This window comes from Streptomyces sp. CO7 (assembly GCF_053474865.1).
This window is the reverse complement of sequence record NZ_JBRIOU010000009.1, coordinates 162,098-181,405: the sequence shown is the minus strand read 5'-3', so window position 1 is coordinate 181,405 and position 19,308 is coordinate 162,098. Positions and strand designations below refer to the sequence as shown.

At 73.2% G+C, this 19,308-nt stretch carries 17 protein-coding genes; 10 read left to right on the top strand and 7 right to left on the bottom strand.

Going from position 1 to position 19,308, the window contains the following annotated elements; genetic code table 11:
* Positions 1-11: 11 nt before the first annotated feature.
* From ACOV8S_RS27395 to ACOV8S_RS27380, 4 genes are read right to left on the bottom strand one after another with little or no spacing between them, the layout of a single operon-like run.
* Positions 12-245, bottom strand: a complete 234-nt coding sequence (locus ACOV8S_RS27395) for a DUF6213 family protein (RefSeq protein ID WP_351114062.1) — start codon at positions 243-245, stop codon at positions 12-14.
* A 25-nt stretch (positions 246-270) separates the two neighbouring features.
* Positions 271-1,656, bottom strand: a complete 1,386-nt coding sequence (locus ACOV8S_RS27390; RefSeq protein WP_448321099.1) for an NADP-dependent succinic semialdehyde dehydrogenase — start codon at positions 1,654-1,656, stop codon at positions 271-273.
* A gap of 14 nt (positions 1,657-1,670) precedes the next feature.
* A complete protein-coding gene (locus ACOV8S_RS27385; protein ID WP_448321097.1) occupies positions 1,671-2,177 on the bottom strand; it encodes an NUDIX domain-containing protein in 507 nt (168 codons plus the stop codon).
* Positions 2,174-3,715, bottom strand: a complete 1,542-nt coding sequence (locus tag ACOV8S_RS27380; protein ID WP_448321095.1) for an ATP-dependent DNA ligase — start codon at positions 3,713-3,715, stop codon at positions 2,174-2,176. The genes ACOV8S_RS27385 and ACOV8S_RS27380 overlap by 4 nt, the downstream gene beginning before the upstream one ends.
* A 338-nt stretch (positions 3,716-4,053) precedes the next feature.
* Here ACOV8S_RS27380 and ACOV8S_RS27375 point away from each other — a divergent pair, with 338 nt between their 5' ends.
* From ACOV8S_RS27375 to ACOV8S_RS27345, 7 genes are all read left to right on the top strand, one after another.
* Entirely contained in the window at positions 4,054-5,031 is a 978-nt protein-coding gene (locus tag ACOV8S_RS27375) for an NADPH:quinone oxidoreductase family protein (protein WP_448321094.1), read from the top strand.
* Entirely contained in the window at positions 5,028-6,209 is a 1,182-nt protein-coding gene (locus tag ACOV8S_RS27370; RefSeq protein WP_448321093.1) for an acyl-CoA dehydrogenase family protein, read from the top strand. The genes ACOV8S_RS27375 and ACOV8S_RS27370 overlap by 4 nt, the downstream gene beginning before the upstream one ends.
* Entirely contained in the window at positions 6,206-7,324 is a 1,119-nt protein-coding gene (locus ACOV8S_RS27365; RefSeq protein WP_448321091.1) for an acyl-CoA dehydrogenase family protein, read from the top strand. The genes ACOV8S_RS27370 and ACOV8S_RS27365 overlap by 4 nt, the downstream gene beginning before the upstream one ends.
* A gap of 384 nt (positions 7,325-7,708) precedes the next feature.
* Entirely contained in the window at positions 7,709-9,133 is a 1,425-nt protein-coding gene (locus ACOV8S_RS27360; RefSeq protein WP_448321090.1) for an ice-binding family protein, read from the top strand.
* 301 nt (positions 9,134-9,434) lie between these two features.
* Positions 9,435-10,001: a DUF5819 family protein gene (locus tag ACOV8S_RS27355; protein WP_448321088.1), complete on the top strand. Its 567-nt coding sequence runs from the start codon at positions 9,435-9,437 to the stop codon at positions 9,999-10,001.
* Positions 9,982-11,124, top strand: coding sequence for an HTTM domain-containing protein (locus ACOV8S_RS27350; RefSeq protein WP_448321086.1), 1,143 nt, complete (start codon positions 9,982-9,984; stop codon positions 11,122-11,124). Before ACOV8S_RS27355 ends, ACOV8S_RS27350 begins: the two co-directional genes overlap by 20 nt.
* Before the next feature lie 238 nt (positions 11,125-11,362).
* Positions 11,363-11,557, top strand: coding sequence for a hypothetical protein (locus ACOV8S_RS27345; protein WP_448321084.1), 195 nt, complete (start codon positions 11,363-11,365; stop codon positions 11,555-11,557).
* On the opposite strand, the gene ACOV8S_RS27340 is transcribed toward ACOV8S_RS27345, so the two are convergent.
* The 3 genes from ACOV8S_RS27340 to ppdK form a co-directional block, all read right to left on the bottom strand.
* Positions 11,547-11,930, bottom strand: coding sequence for a DUF779 domain-containing protein (locus ACOV8S_RS27340; protein ID WP_448321082.1), 384 nt, complete (start codon positions 11,928-11,930; stop codon positions 11,547-11,549). The genes ACOV8S_RS27345 and ACOV8S_RS27340 overlap by 11 nt on opposite strands.
* Positions 11,931-11,982: 52 nt before the next feature.
* Positions 11,983-12,495, bottom strand: coding sequence for a pyridoxamine 5'-phosphate oxidase family protein (locus tag ACOV8S_RS27335; RefSeq protein WP_448321080.1), 513 nt, complete (start codon positions 12,493-12,495; stop codon positions 11,983-11,985).
* Positions 12,496-12,605: 110 nt separating this feature from the next.
* Positions 12,606-15,323 carry a pyruvate, phosphate dikinase gene (gene ppdK, locus ACOV8S_RS27330; RefSeq protein ID WP_448321079.1) on the bottom strand — a complete coding sequence of 906 codons (2,718 nt, stop codon included), beginning with the start codon at positions 15,321-15,323 and terminating at the stop codon, positions 12,606-12,608.
* Positions 15,324-15,474: 151 nt separating this feature from the next.
* Here ppdK and ACOV8S_RS27325 point away from each other — a divergent pair, with 151 nt between their 5' ends.
* From ACOV8S_RS27325 to ACOV8S_RS27315, 3 genes are all read left to right on the top strand, one after another.
* Positions 15,475-16,155, top strand: a complete 681-nt coding sequence (locus tag ACOV8S_RS27325) for a response regulator (protein ID WP_448321077.1) — start codon at positions 15,475-15,477, stop codon at positions 16,153-16,155.
* A gap of 134 nt (positions 16,156-16,289) precedes the next feature.
* On the top strand, positions 16,290-18,059 hold the full coding sequence (locus tag ACOV8S_RS27320) for a GAF domain-containing protein (RefSeq protein ID WP_448321076.1): 1,770 nt from the start codon (positions 16,290-16,292) through the stop codon (positions 18,057-18,059).
* Between the two features lie 84 nt (positions 18,060-18,143).
* Complete coding sequence (locus ACOV8S_RS27315) at positions 18,144-19,184, top strand: alcohol dehydrogenase catalytic domain-containing protein (protein ID WP_448321074.1); 1,041 nt, start codon at positions 18,144-18,146, stop codon at positions 19,182-19,184.
* The last annotated feature ends 124 nt before the right edge of the window (positions 19,185-19,308 follow it).

The following is a 19,308-nucleotide window of genomic DNA, read 5'->3' as shown; positions in this document are numbered from 1 at the left end:
GGGTGGGTCGGTCAGGGTCGGTCGCTGCTGTGGGCGATGCAGGCCACGTCGATCCGGTCGGCGAGCTTCGCGAGTTCGATGGCCAACGTCGCCACCGTGTCCTCGTCCAGGTCGTCACGACCGTCCTCGACCAGCCGCACCCACCGCCCGCCGACCGCCCGCAGCAACTTGCTGACGTCGGCGGCCGCCACCTGCAACGTGCCGCCGTTGTCGACGATCAGGGGGAGAGTAACTTCGCGGTTCACAAAGGGGATGGTAGACCTGTAAGGGTCACGCTCCGTGCCAAACAGTCGTGATGTTGCAGAACTCCCGGATGCCGTGGCCGGAAAGCTCCCGTCCGTATCCGGAACGCTTCACTCCGCCGAACGGGAAGGCCGGATGGGAGGCCGTCATGCCGTTGACGTAGACACCGCCCGCCTCGAGGTCGCGGGCGAACCGCTCGACCTCCGCCTCGTCGCCGGTCCACACGTTGGAACTCAGGCCGAACGACGTGTCGTTGGCGATCGCCACCGCCTCCTCCAGGTCCCCGGCCCGGTACAGCGTGGCGACCGGGCCGAAGGTCTCCTCGCGGTGGACGCGCATGTCAGGGGTGATGCCGGCCAGCACCGTCGGCTCGTAGAACCAGCCCGGTCCGTCCAGGCGGCGGCCCCCGCAGAGCACCTCGGCACCCTGGGCCACCGCGTCGTCGACCAGCTCCTCCAGATCGGCCCGGCCCCGCTCGGAGGAGAGCGGGCCGACGTCGGTGGACCCGTCGGTCGGGTCGCCGACCTTCAGCGCCCGCACGCCGGCGGTGAACCGCTCGGCGAAGGCGTCGTAGACGTCGGTGTGCACGATGAACCGCTTGGCGGCGATGCAGGACTGCCCCGCGTTCTGGTTGCGCGCCGTGACGGCGACCTCGGCGGCCCTCTCGACGTCCGCGGAGGGCATCACCACGTAGGGGTCGCTGCCGCCCAGTTCCAGGACCGTGTGCTTGATCTCGTCGCCCGCCGCCGCGGCCACCGCCCGCCCGGCGGGTTCGCTGCCGGTGAGGGTGGCGGCCCGCACCCGCGGGTCCCGCACGATCTTCTCCACCTCGGCCGAACCCACCAGCAAGGTCTGGAAACAGCCCTCCGGGAAGCCGGCCCGGCGGAAGAGTCCGTCCAGGTAGAGGGCGGTCTGCGGGACGTTGGAGGCGTGCTTGAGCAGCCCCACGTTCCCGGCCATCAGCGCGGGCGCGGCGAACCGGACCACCTGCCAGAGCGGGAAGTTCCACGGCATCACCGCCAGCACCGGGCCGACGGGCCGGTAGCGCACCACCGCCCGGGAGCCGCCGGAGTCCGCGACGTCCGCCGGGTCGGGGTGCTCGTCGGCCAGCAGGGCCTCGGCGCGGTCGGCGTACCAGCGCATCGCCTTGACGCACTTGGCGGCCTCCGCGCGGGACTGGGTGATCGGCTTGCCCATCTCGGTGGTGACCGTCCGGGCGATCTCCTCGCTCTCCTTCTCCAGCAGGTCCGCGGCCCGGTGCAGCAGCCTGGAGCGCTCCGCGAAGGACGTGGTCCGGTGGTCGCGGAACGCCGCGTCGGCGGCGGCGAGCCTGCGCTCGATCTCGTCCGGCCCGACGGCGTCGAACGTCCGGACCGTCTCACCGGTCGCCGGATTCACGGTGGCGATGGGCATGCCCGACCAACTCCTCACTCGCTGTGCGGTTCTCCCGCAGGTGGTCCACCGGACGCCGAGTGCTCAGCGAGACGGCGGAGAAACTCGGCCTGCGCCTTCACGACCACCTCGGCGGCCCGCCCGACCGGCAGCCAGGCGACCCGGTCCAGCTCGGGGAAGACCTGGAGGCGGCCCGATCCGCGGGGCCACTCCATCTCGAAGGTGCCCGGGGTGACCGCGTCCGGGTCGAGGTCCGCCTCGACGGCCCAGACGGTGACCGTCTTGCCGCCGGCCTGCCGCACCTCGCCGAGCGGCACGGCGGGGCCGTCCGGCGGCTCCAGCCCCAGCTCCTCGCGGAACTCGCGCAGCGCCGCCGCGAACGGTTCCTCGTCCGCCTCGTACTCGCCCTTGGGGATCGTCCAGGCGCCCGACTCGCGGCGGGCGAAGAAGGGGCCGCCCATGTGGCCGAGCAGCACCTCCACCTCGCCGCCGGCCGTGCGCCGGTGCAGCAGCAGGCCCGCGCTGCGGGGGCTACGGCTCACCGGGTCACCTCGGGGTGCGCGGCGAGCAGCGTCGCCACGGTGTCCGCCTCCTGCGCGCTCTTGTCCTCCCGGTAGCGCAGCACCCGGGCGAAGCGCAGGGTGACGCCGGCCGGGTAGCGGGAGGAACGCTGCAGGCCGTCGTAGGCGATCTCCACCACCAGCTCGGGACGGACCGTGACGCCCCAGGAGTGCTGCTCCACGGCCAGCTCCTGGAACCGCTCGGTCTGCCACCGCAGCAGCTCGTCGGTCATGCCCTTGAAGGTCTTGCCGAGCATCGCGAAGCCGCCGTCCGCCGTCCGGGCGCCCAGGTGCAGGTTGGACAGCTTTCCCGAGCGCCGTCCGCTGCCCCACTCCGCGGCCAGCACCACCAGGTCCAGGGTGTGCACCGGCTTCACCTTCACCCAGCCCGCGCCACGGCGGCCCGCGCTGTACGGGGTGTCCAGCGACTTCACCACCACGCCCTCGTGGCCCCGCTCCAGCGTCGCGGCCAGGAAGTCCTCCGCCGCCGCGGCGTCCTCGGGTCCGCGCACCACGGCGCGCCGTACCCGCCGGGGCTCGGGCGCCAGGCGGGCCAGCTCGGCGTGACGCTCGGCGAACGGCAGGTCCATCAGGTCGCGGCCGTCGGCGTGCAGGACGTCGAAGAAGACGGGGGAGACCGGCACCGCCCGGGCGGCCGAGGCCACGTCGGTGCGCGAGCCGATGCGGCCGGCGGTCTCCTGGAAGGGGCGGGGGCGGCCGTGCTCGTCCAGCGCGATCACCTCGCCGTCCAGGATCAGGCGCTCGCCCCGCAGCTCGCGGGCGGCGGCGACCACCTCGGGGAGCCGGTCGGTGATCTCGTCCAGGGTGCGGGTGAAGACGTGGATCTCGTCGCCGTCGCGGTGCACCTGGACGCGGATGCCGTCCAGCTTCTCCTCGACCGCCGCCGCGCCGCCGAGCCGGACGACGGCGTCGGAGGCCGTGGGCGCGCTCTGCGCCAGCATCGGCAGCACCGGGCTGCCCACGGTCAGGCGGAAGCGCTCCAGCGCGGGCGGCCCGTCGGCCAGCAGCGCCTCGGCGACCGGGGCGAGCCCGCCGGCCAGCATCACCGCCCGGCGCACGTCCTCCGGCGCGGCTCCGGAGGCCTCGGCGAGGCCATCGGCGGCGGCGGCGTCCAGGGCGCCCTGGCGGACCTCGCCGGTGAGCAGGGCGATGAGGAACGCCTGCTCCTCCTCGGTGGCGCGGGACATCAGGGAGGTCACCAGCCGCAGGCGCTCGGCCTGCGATCCGGGTCCGGCGACGGCCTTCAGCGCGGTCAGTTCGCGGTCGGTCTCCAGCACGGTGAGCGAAGGGGCGGACGCCGGGGTCACGGGGGCGCCGATCGTCTTCCAGCCGATGCCCAGCCGCCCCTGGGGGAGCCGGCCCGCCAGGTACGGGATCACCACGGGCACGTCCTCGGGCCCGGCCTCCCGGAACAGCTCGGCCAGCAGGGCCTTCTTGCGGGACCGCGAGGAGGTGGCGGCGACCTCGCGGGACACGGCGGCAACACGCACCAGCAACATGCCGTCCAGGTTCCCAGCGCGGGCGGCCTCATCCCGACCCTGACACGCGCCGCAGGGCGGCGCCGTCCCCGGGGGCCCGGTGCGGCCGGTCCCGCGTCCACCAGCTCCGGCGCCCTGCTCGGCCTGCGCTGCGCCGGTGGCTCCGAGGAAGGCCGGCGCAGCCCCTGGGGACGGCTCGCCGCAGACCCCGGGGCAGGTCGGCGCCGCCCGCCGGGGTGGTTCACGGCGCCAAGGGTTCCCTGGCGGCAAGCGACCGCTTAGTATGCGCCGGGGACGACAGCGACGCCGGCGACGCCGACGTCGGCCCCAAGGACACCGGCAGCCGTGGGAGGCCCACCATGCAGGCATGGCACGTGCACGAGAACGGCGCACCCCGTGAGGTGATGCGCCCCGTGGAGACCGATCCGCCCGAGCCCGGCGAGGGCCAGGTCCTCCTCAAGGTGCGCGCGGCCAACGTCAACTTCCCCGACGGCCTGATGTGCCGCGGCGAGTACCAGGTGAAGCCTTCCATGCCGTTCACCCCCGGCGTGGAGATCTGCGGCGAGACCGAGGACGGCCGCCGCGTCCTGGCCACCCCCGTCCTGCCGCACGGCGGCTTCGCCGAGTACGCCCTCGCGGACTCCCGTGCCCTGCTGCCCGCCCCCGAGGCGCTGGACGACGCCGAGGCCGCCGCCCTGCACATCGGCTACCAGACCAGCTGGTTCGCCCTCCACCGCCGCGCCGCCCTCCAGGCCGGCGAGACCCTGCTGGTGCACGCCGCCGCGGGCGGGGTCGGCAGCGCCGCCGTCCAGCTCGGCAAGGCCGCCGGCGCCACCGTCATCGGCGTGGTCGGCGGCGCGGACAAGGCCGCCGTGGCCCGCTCGCTGGGCTGCGACGTGGTGATCGACCGCAAGACCCAGGACGTCATCGCCGCCGTCAAGGAGGCCACCGGCGGCCGCGGCGCCGACGTGATCTACGACCCCGTCGGCGGCGAGGCGTTCCGGCAGTCCACCAAGGTGGTCGCCTTCGAGGGACGCATCGTGGTGATCGGCTTCGCCAGCGGCACCATCCCGAGCGCCGCCCTCAACCACGCGCTGGTGAAGAACTACGCGATCCTCGGCCTGCACTGGGGCCTGTACAACACCAAGAACCCGAAGCTGGTCCAGCACTGCCACGAGCAGCTCACCGAGCTGGCCGCGAAGGGCGCCGTCAGGCCGCTGGTGAGCGAGCGGGTGCCGCTGAGCGGCGCCGCCGACGCCGTGCAGCGGGTCTGGGAAGGCGCCACCACCGGCCGTGTCGTGGTGGTCCCCTCGCTGGAGAACGGAGCCGCCGCATGACCGACGCGAATGACCTGCGCCGCCGGACCCAGGACCTCCTGGCCGCGCACCCGCCCGCCACCACCGACCGCCAGGCGTTCCTGGAGGCCCGCTTCGACGCCGGCCTGGCCTGGGTCCACTACCCCGAAGGCCTCGGCGGCCTCGGCCTGCCCCGCACCCTGCAGTCCGTGGTGGACGCCGAACTCGCCGCCGCCGGCGCCTCGGACAACGACCCGCGCCGCATCGGCATCGGCCTCGGCATGGCCGCGCCGACCATCCTCCAGTACGGCACCGAGGAGCAGAAGCAGCGCTTCCTGCGCCCGCTGTGGCTCGGCGAGGAGGTCTGGTGCCAGCTCTTCAGCGAGCCCGGCGCCGGCTCCGATCTGGCCGCCCTCGGCACCCGCGCGGTGCGGGACGGCGACACCTGGGTGGTCAACGGCCAGAAGGTGTGGACCTCCAGCGCCCACGTCGCCCGCTGGGCCATTCTGATCGCCCGCACCGACCCGGACGTGCCCAAGCACCGCGGCATCACCTACTTCGTCTGCGACATGACCGACCCCGGCATCGACGTCCGGCCGCTGCGGCAGATCACCGGCGAGGCCGAGTTCAACGAGGTCTTCATCAGCGACGTCCGCATCCCCGACGACCGCCGCCTCGGCGAGGTCGGCGACGGCTGGCGGGTCGCCCAGACCACCCTCAACAACGAGCGCGTCGCCATCGGCGGCTCCCCGATCCCGCGCGAGGGCGGCATGATCGGCAAGGTCGCCACCACCTGGCGCGACCGCCCCGAGCTGCGCACCCACGACCTCCACCAGAGGCTGCTCGACCTGTGGGTCGAGGCCGAGGCCGCCCGCCTGACGGGCGCCCGCCTGCGCCAGCAGCTGGTCGCCGGACAGCCCGGCCCCGAGGGTGCCGGGATGAAGCTGTCCTTCGCCCGCCTCAACCAGCAGATCAGCGGACTCGAGGTCGAACTCCTCGGCGAAGAGGGCCTGTTGTACGAGGACTGGACGATGGTCCGCCCCGAGCAGGTCGACTTCACCGGCCGCGACGCCGGCTACCGCTACCTGCGCTCCAAGGGCAACAGCATCGAGGGCGGGACCAGCGAGGTCCTGCTGAACATCGTCGCCGAGCGCGTGCTGGGCCTGCCCGCCGAGCCGCGCACCGACAAGGACGTCGCCTGGAAGGACCTGGCCCGATGAGCGCCCCCGCCCCCACTCCCGACCTGCTCTACTCGCAGGAGGAGGAGGACCTGCGCGCCGCCGTCCGCGACCTGCTCGCCGACCGGTGCGACGCCGCCTCCGTCATCGCCCGCACCGAATCGGGCGAGCCGCACGACCGGACGTTGTGGAAGAGCCTCACCGAGGACATGGGGCTGGCCGGCCTGCTGGTCCCCGAGGAGCGTGGCGGACAGGGCGCGAGCCACCGCGAAGCCGCGGTGGTGCTGGAGGAACTGGGCCGGGCCGTCGCGCCGGTGCCGTACCTGACCAGTGCCGTCGTCGCCACCGAGGCGCTGCTGGCCGGATCCGGCGAGGAGGCCGACCGGCTGCTCGCCGCCCTCGCCTCCGGGCGGACCGTCGGCGTCATCGCCGTTCCCCTGAACGCCGCGCCCGGCGGGGTCCTGCCCACCGCCCGGGTGGAGGACGGGGCGCTGCACGGCGCGTTCACCGGTGTCGCGGACGCGCAGGCCGCCGACGTGCTGCTGGTCGCCGGCGCGGACGGCGCCCTGTACGCCGTCGACGCGACGGCCGGCGGGGTCACCGTCGACCCGCGGATCTCCTTCGACCTCACCCGCCCGGTGGCCGCCGTCACCCTCGACGGGGCGCCCGCGCGCAAGGTCGCCGACGACGCCCCCGGGGCCGTCGAGCGCGCCCTGCGGGCCGGCGCCGGACTGCTCGCCTCCGAACAACTGGGGGTCGCGGAGCAGGTGTTGACCGAGACGGTCGGCTATCTCAAGGAGCGCAAGCAGTTCAACCGCCCGGTCGGCGGCTTCCAGGCGCTCAAGCACCGGCTGGCGAAGATCTGGCTGGACGTCGTCAACCTGCGCGCCGTCGCCCGGGCAGCCGCCGACGCGCTGGCCACCGGCAGCGAGGACGCGCCGACGGCGGTCGCGATCGCCCAGGTGTTCGCGAGCAGGGTCGCCGTCCACGCGACCGAGGAGGCGGTGCAGCTGCACGGCGGCATCGGCATGACCTGGGAGCACCCGACCCACCTCCACCTCAAGCGGGCCAAGGCCGACTCCCTCGCCTACGGCACGGCCGGCCGGCACAAGGAGCGGCTGGCCGAACTGGTCGAGCTGCGCGCCCCGTTGGGCTAGGCCGTCACCGCCCGTCACTGCCGGGGGCGCGTCCGGGTCCGGCCCGCGCGTGCTGGGCGGCCCGGTCCGGGCTTCCCCCCGGCCGTCCGGGGTCAGGAAGGGCAGGCTTTGCCGCCCAGGTGACTGCCGGTTTCGGCGCCCGGCGCCCGGGAACGGGTTCACCGTCAGAATCCGTTCCCGGGCGCGCCCCCCAATCCCCGGGGAGGCGAGGATGGTCCCCCTGGCGCCGCGAGGGCCGCCGTCCGGGCGAATACGGCTTCTCTTGGTCCATTTAAATGCTGTTTATATGGTTTTATCCGCTTAGCGTGCTGGCGATCACCCAAGGCTCCTGGACCCCGACAAACGGCACGGGAGCCTATGCCTCGCACAGAAGAGCGGAGTCCGATGAAACTCAGATTCTCCGGTGTCGCGCCACGACGCCCTGTCACTTCCTGGCTCGCGGCGGCGATCACCACGGCGGTCGCCGCCACCATGGTGGTCGTGACGCCGACCCAGGTGTTCGCACTGGCCACTCCCGTGCCGCTGGGCACTACGGAGAGTTTCGCCGTTCTCGCCGGTCAGTCGATCACCAACACCGGTCCGACCGTGATCAACGGGGACATCGGCGTCAGCCCCGGGACGGCCATCAGCGGATTCCCGCCCGGACTGGTGAACGGCGTCCAGCACTCCGCGGACGCCGTCGCGCTCCAGGCCCAGTCCGACCTGGTGGTGGCCTACAACGACGCCGCCGGCCAGGCCACGGACGAGGCACTTCCGCCGGACGCCGGGGGACTGACCCTGGTGCCGGGCGTCTACACCGCTTCCTCGACCCTGGGCCTCACCGGCACCCTCACCCTCGATGCCGAAGGCGACCCCAACGCCGTCTGGGTCTTCCAGGTCGGCTCGGCGCTGACGACGGCGTCCGCCAGTCGCGTCGCGCTCATCAACGGCGCGCAGGCGTGCAACGTGTTCTGGCAGATCGGCAGTTCGGCCACGCTCGGCACCAACACGACCTTCGTGGGCAACATCCTCGCGCTGACCTCCATCAGCGCCACCACCGGCACGACCATCGACGGCCGGGCGATGGCCCGGAACGGGTCGGTCACCCTCGACACCAACACCATCACCCGCTCCACCTGCGACAGCGGTACGACCACGGGTACCACCACGGGCACCACGACCGGTACGACGACGGGCACCACGACCGGTACGACGACGGGCACCACGACCGGTACGACGACTGGCACCACGACCGGTACGACCACGACCGGTACCACTACGGGCACCACCACCGGTACCACGACTGGCACTACTACCGGCACCACGACTGGCACTACCACCGGTACCACGACCGGTACGACGACCGGTACGACCACCGGCACCACGACGGGCACCACGACGGGTACCACGACCGGTACGACCACCGGCACCACGACGGGTACCACCACCGGCACGACGACGGGTACCACGACCGGTACGACGACGGGTACCACGACCGGTACGACCACCGGCACCACGACGGGTACGACCACCGGCACCACGACGGGTACGACCACCGGTACCACGACCGGTACCACGACCGGTACGACCACCGGAACCACCGGCGGCCACACCGGTGGCGGCCACGGAGGCGGCCACGGAGGCGGCCACGATGACTGCCACGAAGGCGGTCATGGCGGCAAGCCCGGTCACCACAAGCCTGGTCACCACAAGCCTGGTCACCACAAGCCTGGTCACCACAAGCCCGGTCACGACTGCGCCTGCGAGTTCGAGGGGCACGGCGGTTACGGGGACAAGCCGCATGAGTGGGGCCACCACCACGGACGCTAGCCGGCAGCGCGACGCGCGGGCCGACACCTGAACAGCGCGCGGAGGGCCTCACCTCGGAGCCCTCCGCGCGCCTACCCCGAGATGGATGACGAGAAGACAGGGCAGGGCAGTGCTTGGCGAAGTCGCATCAGGAGACGAGCGGACCGTTGACCGGGAGCCGGCCGTGGACGAGACACACGGAGCTGCGCACGGAGGCGACGCGAACGATGAAGGGCCCGGACACCCCGGACGACAGGCCGCCCGGGGAGCGCGACGAGCGGGGAAGACGGCCCTGAACGCCGTCGCGGCGCTCTGCCTGGCCGTGACCTTGACGCACGGGGTCATGGTCTTCCTGCACGTGGCGCCCCCGAACGTCGTCTCACAGCGCTACAGCCGACAGGTGAACGCCTGGATCTATCCGCTCTTCGAGCAGAACTGGCGGATGTTCGCCCCCGACCCGGACTCCGTCAACCGGAAGATCTTCGCGAGGACCGCGCACACGGCTCCGGACGGCTCCGTCCAGGTCGGGCCCTGGACCGATCTGAGCGCCGTGGACGAAGCCGCCATCGACCACAACCCCTTTCCGAGCCACGCCTCGCAGAATCTTCTGCGCCGGGCCTGGACCGCCTACGCCGAACTCCACGGCGGCGACGACATCTCGCGCTCGGACCGGGCCCTGATGCTGCGGCAGTACCTGCGCAACATCGCAGCCGCCCGGATGGCCGAACTGAACGACAAGCCGTTCGAGGACATCCAGCTCCGGGTGGTGACCCTGCCCGTTCCCGCACCGGGTACCGCGGACAGTGACCGCCGCGCCGCTTCCGCGAAACCCATGACACGGCTGCTGCCCTGGTGGAAGGTGGGCTCCGATGCCTCCGACGGAAAGTGACCCGACCCGCGTTCTGACGGCCACGGACGAGGCGGCCGGGAGACGGCCGGCCGCGAGGCCGACCGGACGGCTGTCCGGCGTGGCACACGACGCGTGGGCCCTGCTGACCGAACGTCCCCTGTCGCTCCACTCGGCGGCAGTGCTGCGTATCGGATACGGCCTGCTCTACCTCGGCTTCCTGCTGCGCGAGTTCCCGCACCGCGACGATGTCTGGGGCCCCGGTTCGCCGTGGACGCCGGAGCTGGCACGGCAGCTCTTCGACCAGACGGGCTGGACCAGCGTGCTCACGCTGTCGGACAGTCGGGCCTACTTCGAACTCTGCTACGCGGCCGCGCTCGTCGTGTGCGCGCTGTTCGCGCTGGGCTGGCGGACCCGCGCCGTGTCCGTGCTGTTCGCCGTGGTGGTCGCCTCGTTCCACGCACGCGCCATCTTCATCACGGACGGAGGCGACAACCTCGTCCTCCTGATGGCGCTATACCTCGTCCTCACCGCGTCCGGACGCCGCTGGTCGCTGGACGCCAGGAGGTCCCGCCGTTGGTCCGCCGCGAACGCGCCGGACCGTCGTCGGCCCGCTGCCGCCTCGCGACTCCGCCAGGCGCGGACGACGCTGGTGACGACCGTCCACAACTGCGGACTCTTCGCGATCGCGTTCCAGATCTGTGTCCTCTACGGCGCGGCCGGTCTGTACAAGGTGCAGGGCGGTACCTGGGGCGCCGGTACCGCGCTGTACTACGCGTTGAACCTCGAACTCTTCCAGCCGTGGCCCGCGTTCTCCCACTGGGTGGCCGGACACGCGGCAGCCGTCGCGATGGCCGGGTATGTGACCGTGCTCCTTCAGGTCGCGTTCCCGTTCGTGCTGTTCGGCAGGCTCAAGTACCCGGTACTCGCCGTCCTGCTCGGCATGCACATCGGTATCGCGGTGCTCATGGGTCTGCCGCTGTTCTCCGGCGCGATGATCATCGCAGACGCGGTGTTCCTGCCGGACCGCTTCTGGATCGCGGTGGCGGACCGTGGACGCAGGGTGCTCCGGTGGCCGGGAGCGATGCGGGCGGCGTCGGTGTCGGGGAGGAGGGCGGTGCCGGGACAGGTGGGCCCGGCCGTTCTCGTGAAGACCCGTCCGTAGGGCCCGCGTCGGGCCGGGATCACCGTGGCCGGTGAGCCTCTCGAACGACGAGGCGCTCGCCGGTCACGCCGCCCCGTTTCGCTCACGCCGTGACGGCCCCGGCACGTGGTGCGCCGCAGCGGAAGAAGCCCGAACACCACACGTTCGGCGGACACGTCAACAGCTCGGACTTTCCTCCCCCTGCGCCACACTTGCGGCCGAAAGCCGTGAACCGGGCACACAGTGGAGGAGATTCCTGATGGCCATTTCCATCTCTGTGGTGGTCCTGCTGCTGATCCTGGCCACCATCCTGCTGCGCTGCGGATCGCTCAAACTCTCGCACGCCACGATCTGCGTGCTGCTCGGCTTCTGCCTGGCCGGCACCAGCATGGCCCCCACCATCCACAACGGGCTCTCCGCGACGACGGAGATCGTGAGCAGCCTCAACCCGTGACGTCGGGCCCAGCGCCGGGCGGCAGGAGCCGGGAGCGGATCAGGAAGCGGACGCCCTCCGGCGCCTCCAGCGAGAACCCGCTGCCGCGGCCGGGGACCACGTCCACGATCAGCCGGGTGTGCCGCCACACCTCGTACTGGGCGCGCGACATCCAGAAGCCCACCGGCCGCTCGACGCCCTCGACGCGCAGCTCGGCGAGGCGGACGTCGGAGGCGCCGGTGCGGAACCCGCCCTCCGGGTAGCACATGGGGGCGCTGCCGTCGCAGCAGCCGCCGGATTGGTGAAACATTAGAGGACCGTGCAGCTCGGTGAGTCGCCGCACCAGGCGGGCCGCCTCGTCGGTGAGTTCCACGCGCGGGATGTCGTCGTCCATGGGACAAGGCCACCCCGGCCGAGGTTGCGACCACGTTGCGCTCCGCACCGACTCAGTCGGCGCCGCCGTCCTCACGCACCAGCAGCACGCCGCTGACCAGCTCGGGACGGATCCGCACCGGACGGTCGGCGTGCGGCGGGCCCAGCGGGCGGAGCAGGGAGCGGTAGCGCTCGAGGTCCGCCCCGTCCTCCACCGGCATCGCGTAGCCGGTGACCGAGACGCTCCAGCCCAGGTGGGTGCGCGGATCGATGGAGCCCGCCTCGTACGCCACCACCACGCCACGCCGCACGTCCGGGAGGCCGTGCGGGAGCAGCGCGGAGGCGTCCGGGGTGCGGATGACGATGTCCCCGTCGTCCAGCAGGTGGCTCACCGGGCGCACCGTGGGCAGCGCCTGCCGGGTGAACACCAGCCGGCCCAGCGACACGGTGGCCATCAGCCGCAGCGCCTCCGCCTCGTCGAGGGGAATGCCCCGGCGGGCCTCCGGGCCGCGCGTCCGGGCGTCGGGGGACGGCTCGGCGCGACCGCCCGTCGTCGCGGTGCGCCCGGTGGCGTCGTCGAGGTGCATGGGCGAGTCCAGTGGTCGGGCCGGCGCCGGGCGCGCGGGCGGTCACGTTCCATGCAACAGCGCGGGGCACCCTGCCGCCAGGGTCCTTCGGCCCCGTCACCCGGCCCCGGTCAGCGGCCGCCGCCGTCGCCGCCGTCCCCGTCGGCCAGCGCCGCACGGCCCGCCTCCAGCCGGGCCACCGGGACGCGGAACGGCGAGCAGGAGACGTAGTCGAGCCCCGCCGCGTGGAAGAAGTGGACCGACGCCGGGTCGCCGCCGTGCTCGCCGCAGACCCCGATCTGCAGGTCCACACGCGCCTGCCGGCCCTCCTCGACGGCGATCCGCACCAGCCGTCCCACCCCCTCCTCGTCCAGCGTCTCGAACGGGGAGGACGCGAAGACGCCGCGATCGATGTACGCGGGGAAGAACTCCGCCTCCACGTCGTCGCGGGAGAAGCCCCAGGTGGTCTGGGTGAGGTCGTTGGTGCCGAAGGAGAAGAAGGCGGCCTCCTCGGCGATCGGGCCCGCGGTCAGCGCCGCGCGGGGCAGCTCGATCATCGTGCCGACCGGGCAGTGCACCGTCACGCCGGACTGCTCGCGCACCTCCGCCAGGACCCGCTCGACCTCGGCCTTCACCAGCCGCAGTTCCTCCACGTCGCCCACCAGCGGCACCATGATCTCCGCGCGCGGATCGCCGCCGGCCCGGAGGCGCGCCACCACCGCCGAGGCCACCGCCCGCACCTGCATGGCCACCAGGCCCGGCACCGCCAGGCCCAGCCGGACGCCGCGCAGGCCCATCATGGGGTTCTCCTCGTGCATCCGGTCCACGGCCGCCAGCAGCTCCAGGTCGCGCGGCTCGGGGCGCTCCCCGCGGGCCTCGGCGGTGGCGACGCGCACCGACAGCTCGACGCGGTCCGGCAGGAACTCGTGCAGCGGCGGGTCCAGCAGGCGGATGGTGACCGGCAGGCCGTCCATCGCCTCGAGGATGCCGGTGAAGTCCGCCGTCTGCAGCGGCAGGAGCGCGCCCAGCGCCTGCTCCCGCTCGCCGGGGGAGCGGGCCAGGATCATCTGCTCCACCAGCTGCCGCCGTTCACCGAGGAACATGTGCTCGGTGCGGCACAGGCCGATGCCCTGCGCGCCGAAGCGGCGGGCCCGGGCCGCGTCCTCGGGGGTGTCCGCGTTGGCCCGCACCTCCAGCCGCCGCGCGGCGTCCGCCTGCTCCAGGGCGCGCGTCACGGCGGCGACCAGACCGCCCTCCTCCGCGACGTCCCGCCCCGCGCCCTCCGCGCCGCCCTCGAGGTGGCGCATCACCTCCGAGGGCACCAGCGGCGCCTCGCCCAGGTACACGGCGCCGGAGGAGCCGTCCACCGAGACCACCCGGCCCTCCTCGACCACCGTGCCGTCCGGCGCGGTGAACCGGCGGGCGGCCGTGTCCACGACCAGTTCCTCGGCCCCGCACACGCACACCTTGCCCATGCCGCGCGCCACCACCGCCGCGTGGCTGGTCTTGCCGCCCCGACTGGTCAGGACGGCCTGGGCTGCCACCATGCCCGGCAGGTCGTCCGGGTTCGTCTCCTGCCGGACCAGGACCACCTTCTCGCCGGCCGCCGCCCGCCGCGCCGCCTCCGCCGAGTCGAACACCACCGCGCCGACCGCCGCGCCCGGCGACGCGGCCACCCCGTGCGCCAGCGGTTCACCGGTGCGCTCCGCGTCGAACCGGGGGAACATCAGCCGGGCCAGGCCCTCGCCGCCCACCCTCGCCAGGGCCTCCCGGCGGTCGATCAGCCCCTCCCGCACCAGCGCGTCCGCGATGGCGAACGCCGCCTCGGCGGTCCGCTTGCCGACCCGGGTCTGCAGCATCCACAGCTCACCGCGCTCGACGGTGAACTCGATGTCGCACAGATCCGTGTAGTGCCGCTCCAGGGTCTCCATGATCTCCAGGAGCCGCCCGTACGAGACGGGGTCCAGCCGCTCCAGGTCGGCCAGCGGCACCGTGTTGCGGATGCCGGACACCACGTCCTCGCCCTGCGCGTTCGGCAGGTAGTCGCCGTAGATCCCCGGCCGTCCGGTCGCCGGGTCACGGGTGAACGCCACGCCGCTGCCGGAGTCCGCGCCCAGGTTCCCGAACACCATCCGCTGCACGGTGACCGCGGTGCCCAGGTCGTCCGGGATGTGCTCGCGGCGACGGTAGAGCCGCGCCCGCTCCCCGTTCCACGACGCGAACACCGCCAGGACCGCGCGGCGCAGCTGCTCGGCCGGGTCCTGCGGGAACTCCTCGCCGGTCTCCCGCAGGATCAGCTCCTTGAAGACGCCGGCCAGCTCCGCCATGTCCTGCGCGTCCAGCCCCAGGTCGTCACGCGCTGCGCGGCGCGTCTTCAGCGCCTCCAGGGCCTCCTCGAACCGGGACCCGGGCACGCCCATCACCGTCGCGCCGAACATCTGCAGCAGCCGGCGGTAGGAGTCCCAGGCGAACCGCTCGCTGCCCGACACCCGGGCCAGACCGTGGACCGACGCGTCGGTCAGACCGACGTTCAGGATCGTCTCCATCATCCCCGGCATCGAGAAGCGGGCCCCGGAGCGCACCGACAGCAGCAGCGGGTCGTCCGGCCGGCCCAGTGCCCGCCCGGCCGACTCCTCCACCGCGGCCAGGTGACGGGCCACCTCCGCGTCCAGCCCCCGCGGCTGCGACCCGGTCGCCAGGTACACCCGGCACGCCTCCGTGCTGATCACGAAACCCGGCGGCACCGGCAGGCCCATCCGGGTCATCTCCGCCAGGTTGGACCCCTTGCCGCCCAGCAGGCCGGCCATCTCCCGGCCGCCCTCCGCGAAGTCGTACACGTAACGGACCATGGCATGCTCCCCAGTAGGTCGTGCGGGCTGCGCGGGCCCTTCGCGGGCCCCTCGCGGGGGCCGGTCAGGGCCGCTCGGCCCTGGCCCGAGGGCCCGGGACCGAGGCATGATCGTTGGAGTGACACCCCTGCCGAACGACAAGGAGCAACCGATGGCGGACAGCCGGCCGGCCGGCCCCGCGAGCCCGATCCGGGTCTTTCTTCTCGACGACCACGAGGTCGTCAGGCGCGGGGTGCACGACCTCCTGAACGACGAGCCGGACGTCACCGTGGTCGGTGAGGCCGCCACGGTGGCCCAGGCCCTCGTCCGCGCTCCCGCGCTGCGCCCGGACGTGGCCGTGCTGGACGTCCGGCTGCCCGACGGCGACGGGGTGAGCGTATGCCGGGAGCTGCGCTCCCGCATGCCGGACCTCGCCTGCCTGATGCTCACCTCCTTCGACGACGACGAGGCGCTGCTGGACTCGGTGATGGCCGGGGCGGCGGGCTACGTGCTCAAGCAGATCCAGGGCTCCGACCTGGTAGCCGCGGTCCGCGCGGTGGCCGCCGGGCGCTCGCTGCTCGACCCGTCGGCGACCGCTCGGCTGATGCGCCGGCTGCGCGGCGAGGAGACCCGTCGCCCGGCCGCCGCCCGTCTCCCGGACCTCACCGAACGCGAGCGGGAGATCCTGGACCTGATCGGGGAAGGGCTCACCAACCGGCAGATCGGCGAGCGGCTGTTCCTCGCGGAGAAGACGGTCAAGAACCACATCTCGCGCCTGCTGGCCAAGCTCGGCGTGGAGCGCCGGGTCCAGGCGGCCGTCATCGCCACCCAGGTGCGCGACGGGCGCCGGTAGAGGGCCGGCCCTCGCCCGAGCACTGGACCGTCCCGTCGTGGATCGCCCCGGGCCGTACCGTGTGCGGCCGTCCGGCCGCTACCGTTGGCATATGCGCCGCGGCGCGTGAACGGCAGGTCTACGGGAGGACACCGGTGAACGACACGGACGACCTGGCCCGCCGCGAGGTGCGCCTGCCGCACCTGCGGCTGGACGACCTGCTGGACGAGCTCCAGGGCCGTCTCCAGGCGGCCCGCGGCACCAGGGACCGCATCCACAGCCTGCTCGAGGCGGTGCTCTCGGTGGGCCGGGAACTCGACCTTGAACAGGTGCTCCGCGGGGTCGTGGAGTCCGCCACCGTCCTCGTCGACGCCCGCTACGGCGCCCTCGGCGTCCTCACCCCCGACGGCGAGGGGCTCTCCTCGTTCTACATGGTCGGCGTGGACGAGGACCGGATCGCCCAGATCGCCAGCTTCCCGGCCGGGCACGGCATCCTCGGCCAGCTCGTCCGGCACCCCGAGCCGCTGCGCCTGGAACGGCTCTCCGACCACCCGGAGTCCTTCGGGTTCCCGACCAACCACCCGCCGATGGAGAGCTTCCTCGGCGTCCCGATCCGGGTCCGCGACAAGGTCTTCGGCAACCTCTACCTGACCGAGAAGGGCAACGGGCAGGCCTTCGACGAGGAGGACGTGGCCGTGCTGTCCACCCTGGCCGTGGCGGCCGGGGTGGCCATCGAGAACGCGCGCCTCTACGAGGAGTCCCTGCTGCGCCAGCGGCTGCTGCGGGCCAGCGCGGAGATCACCCGCAGCCTGATGTCCGGCAGCGACCGCGGCGAGGCGCTGGCGCTGATCGCCGAGCGGGCCCACGAGGTCACCGGGGCGCAGATCGCCGTGGTCGCGGTGCCGGTGGAGGGCACCGGCTCGCTCGTGCTGGAGCTCGCGTTCGGCGAGGACGCCGAGGAGTACCGCGGACTGGTGCTCGCCCAGGACGACAGCCTGATCGGCCGGGCCTTCGCCTCCGGGCACCCGGTGGTGGTGCACGACGTCTCCAAGGACGAGAAGGCGCTGTCCGCGCTGCCCCGCACGGCGGGCATGGGGCCCGCGGTCGCGCTGCCCATCGGCAGCGGCGTCGCCGACGTGCGCGGCGTGGTGCTGCTGGTACGTGAGACGGGACGGACGGCGTTCAACGCGACCGAGATCGAGCCGCTGCAGGGCTTCGCGGCCCAGGCGGCCGTCGCCATGGAGCTCGCCGACCGGCGCCGCGAGGCCGAGCAGATCGCGATGCTCCAGGACCGCGACCGGATCGCCCGCGACCTGCACGACCTCGCCATCCAGCGGCTCTTCGCCACCGGCATGACGCTGCAGAGCGCCGGCCGCTTCATCGACCACCCGCAGGCCTCGGAGCGGGTCATGCAGGCGGTCGACGACTTGGACGAGACCATCAAGATCATCCGGTCGACGATCTTCGGGCTTCGCTCACGCGACGACCTCACCGGCGCCGGACTGCGCTCCCGGGTGGTGCGGACCGTCGCCGAGGCGGCGCGGGAGCTCGGGTTCACCCCCAGCGTCCGCACCGACGGCCTGATCGACAACGACGTCCCGGCGGCCCTCGGCGACCACGTGGTGGCCGTCCTCTCCGGGGCGCTGGCCGATGTCGCCCGGCGCGCCCGGGCCGGGCGCGCCGACGTGGTGCTGGCGACGGCCGAGGGAGAGGTCACGCTCACCGTCACCGACGACGCGGCGGGACTGCCGTCGCGCGGCGCGCGGGGGAGCGCGCGGGGGAACGGCGTTGCGGGCGGCGACGGGCCCGGCGACGAGTGGTTGCGGGGGGCGGTCCGGCGCACCGAGGAGCTCGGCGGTTCGCTCAGCCGGGAGGTCGCCGACCGAGGCGCCCGGCTGGTGATGCGGGCCCCGCTGAAGGGCTGATTCTTCCCGCGGGTGCGGGCGGGCGGGACGCTCCCTAGCCTGGAGCGGGGGGTGTTCCCGCCCGACCTCTGGAGGCCGACACCCATGAAGGCTCTCGTGTTCCACGGACCCGGACAACGCTCCTGGGAGGACGTCCCCGACCCCGAAGTCCAGGACTCCACCGACGCGGTGATCAAGGTCGACGCGGTCACCATCTGCGGCACCGACCTGCACATCCTCAAGGGAGACGTCCCCGCGGTGACGCCCGGCCGGATCCTCGGCCACGAGGCCGTCGGCACGGTGCAGAGCGTGGGCGACTCGGTCACCAACGTCGCCCCCGGCGACCGGGTGCTGATCTCCTGCATCACCTCCTGCGGCCGCTGCCGCTTCTGCCGGGAGTCCCGCTACAGCCTGTGCACGGGCGGCGGCAGCTGGATCCTCGGGCACATGATCGACGGCGTGCAGGCCGAGTACGTCCGTGTCCCGTTCGCCGACACCTCGACGTACAAGCTGCCCGACAGCGTCTCGAACGAGGACGCGCTGCTGCTCGCCGACATCCTGCCGACCTCCTACGAGATCGGCGTGCTCAACGGCCGGGTCTCGCCGGGCGACGTGGTCGTGGTGGTGGGCGCCGGGCCGGTGGGCCTCGCGGCCATGACCACCGCCAAGCTCTTCTCCCCGCGTCAGGTGATCGCCGTCGACCCCGCCGCGCAACGGCGGGAGGCCGCCCTGCGGCACGGGGCCGACGTCGCGCTCGCGCCGGACGACGACGTCAGGGCCAAGGTCCTCGAGCTGACCGACGGCCTCGGCGCGGACGTCACCATCGAGGCCGTGGGCATCCCGGCGACCTTCGAGCAGTGCACGGAACTCGTGCGGCCCGGCGGGTACATCGCCAACGCGGGCGTGCACGGGGAGCCGGTCACGCTGCACCTCGAGGACCTGTGGATCAAGGGCATCACCATGACCACCGGCCTGGTCGACACCAGCACCACGCCGACCCTGCTGAAGATGGTCGCCTCCGGCGGACTGGAAGTCGGCGGGTTCATCACCCACCGGTTCGGGCTGCAGGAGATGGACGAGGCCTACGACGTCTTCTCCCGCGCCGGGGAGACCGGCGCCCTCAAGGTGGCCCTCACCGCGGGCTGATCGACGGCGCGGGGCGGCGCGGGCCGCGGGCGCCGCGTGCGCGGTGCGGCCCGGGTCGTGCGCCCGCTCCGCGCGGCGGCTGGGGCGGTGGGCCCGGGCCGTGCGGCCGGCGGTGGTGACCGTC

What these genes read in the sequence shown, in the direction of transcription:
- ACOV8S_RS27390 (WP_448321099.1), bottom strand. Translation starts at nt 1,656, where the DNA reads ATGCCCATCGCCACCGTGAATCCGGCGACCGGTGAGACGGTCCGGACG.
- ACOV8S_RS27380 (WP_448321095.1), bottom strand. Translation starts at nt 3,715, where the DNA reads ATGTTGCTGGTGCGTGTTGCCGCCGTGTCCCGCGAGGTCGCCGCCACC.
- ACOV8S_RS27375 (WP_448321094.1), top strand. Translation starts at nt 4,054, where the DNA reads ATGCAGGCATGGCACGTGCACGAGAACGGCGCACCCCGTGAGGTGATG.
- ACOV8S_RS27370 (WP_448321093.1), top strand. Translation starts at nt 5,028, where the DNA reads ATGACCGACGCGAATGACCTGCGCCGCCGGACCCAGGACCTCCTGGCC.
- ACOV8S_RS27365 (WP_448321091.1), top strand. Translation starts at nt 6,206, where the DNA reads ATGAGCGCCCCCGCCCCCACTCCCGACCTGCTCTACTCGCAGGAGGAG.
- ACOV8S_RS27360 (WP_448321090.1), top strand. Translation starts at nt 7,709, where the DNA reads ATGAAACTCAGATTCTCCGGTGTCGCGCCACGACGCCCTGTCACTTCC.
- ACOV8S_RS27350 (WP_448321086.1), top strand. Translation starts at nt 9,982, where the DNA reads ATGCCTCCGACGGAAAGTGACCCGACCCGCGTTCTGACGGCCACGGAC.
- ACOV8S_RS27345 (WP_448321084.1), top strand. Translation starts at nt 11,363, where the DNA reads ATGGCCATTTCCATCTCTGTGGTGGTCCTGCTGCTGATCCTGGCCACC.
- ACOV8S_RS27340 (WP_448321082.1), bottom strand. Translation starts at nt 11,930, where the DNA reads ATGGACGACGACATCCCGCGCGTGGAACTCACCGACGAGGCGGCCCGC.
- ACOV8S_RS27335 (WP_448321080.1), bottom strand. Translation starts at nt 12,495, where the DNA reads ATGCACCTCGACGACGCCACCGGGCGCACCGCGACGACGGGCGGTCGC.
- ppdK (WP_448321079.1), bottom strand. Translation starts at nt 15,323, where the DNA reads ATGGTCCGTTACGTGTACGACTTCGCGGAGGGCGGCCGGGAGATGGCC.
- ACOV8S_RS27325 (WP_448321077.1), top strand. Translation starts at nt 15,475, where the DNA reads ATGGCGGACAGCCGGCCGGCCGGCCCCGCGAGCCCGATCCGGGTCTTT.
- ACOV8S_RS27315 (WP_448321074.1), top strand. Translation starts at nt 18,144, where the DNA reads ATGAAGGCTCTCGTGTTCCACGGACCCGGACAACGCTCCTGGGAGGAC.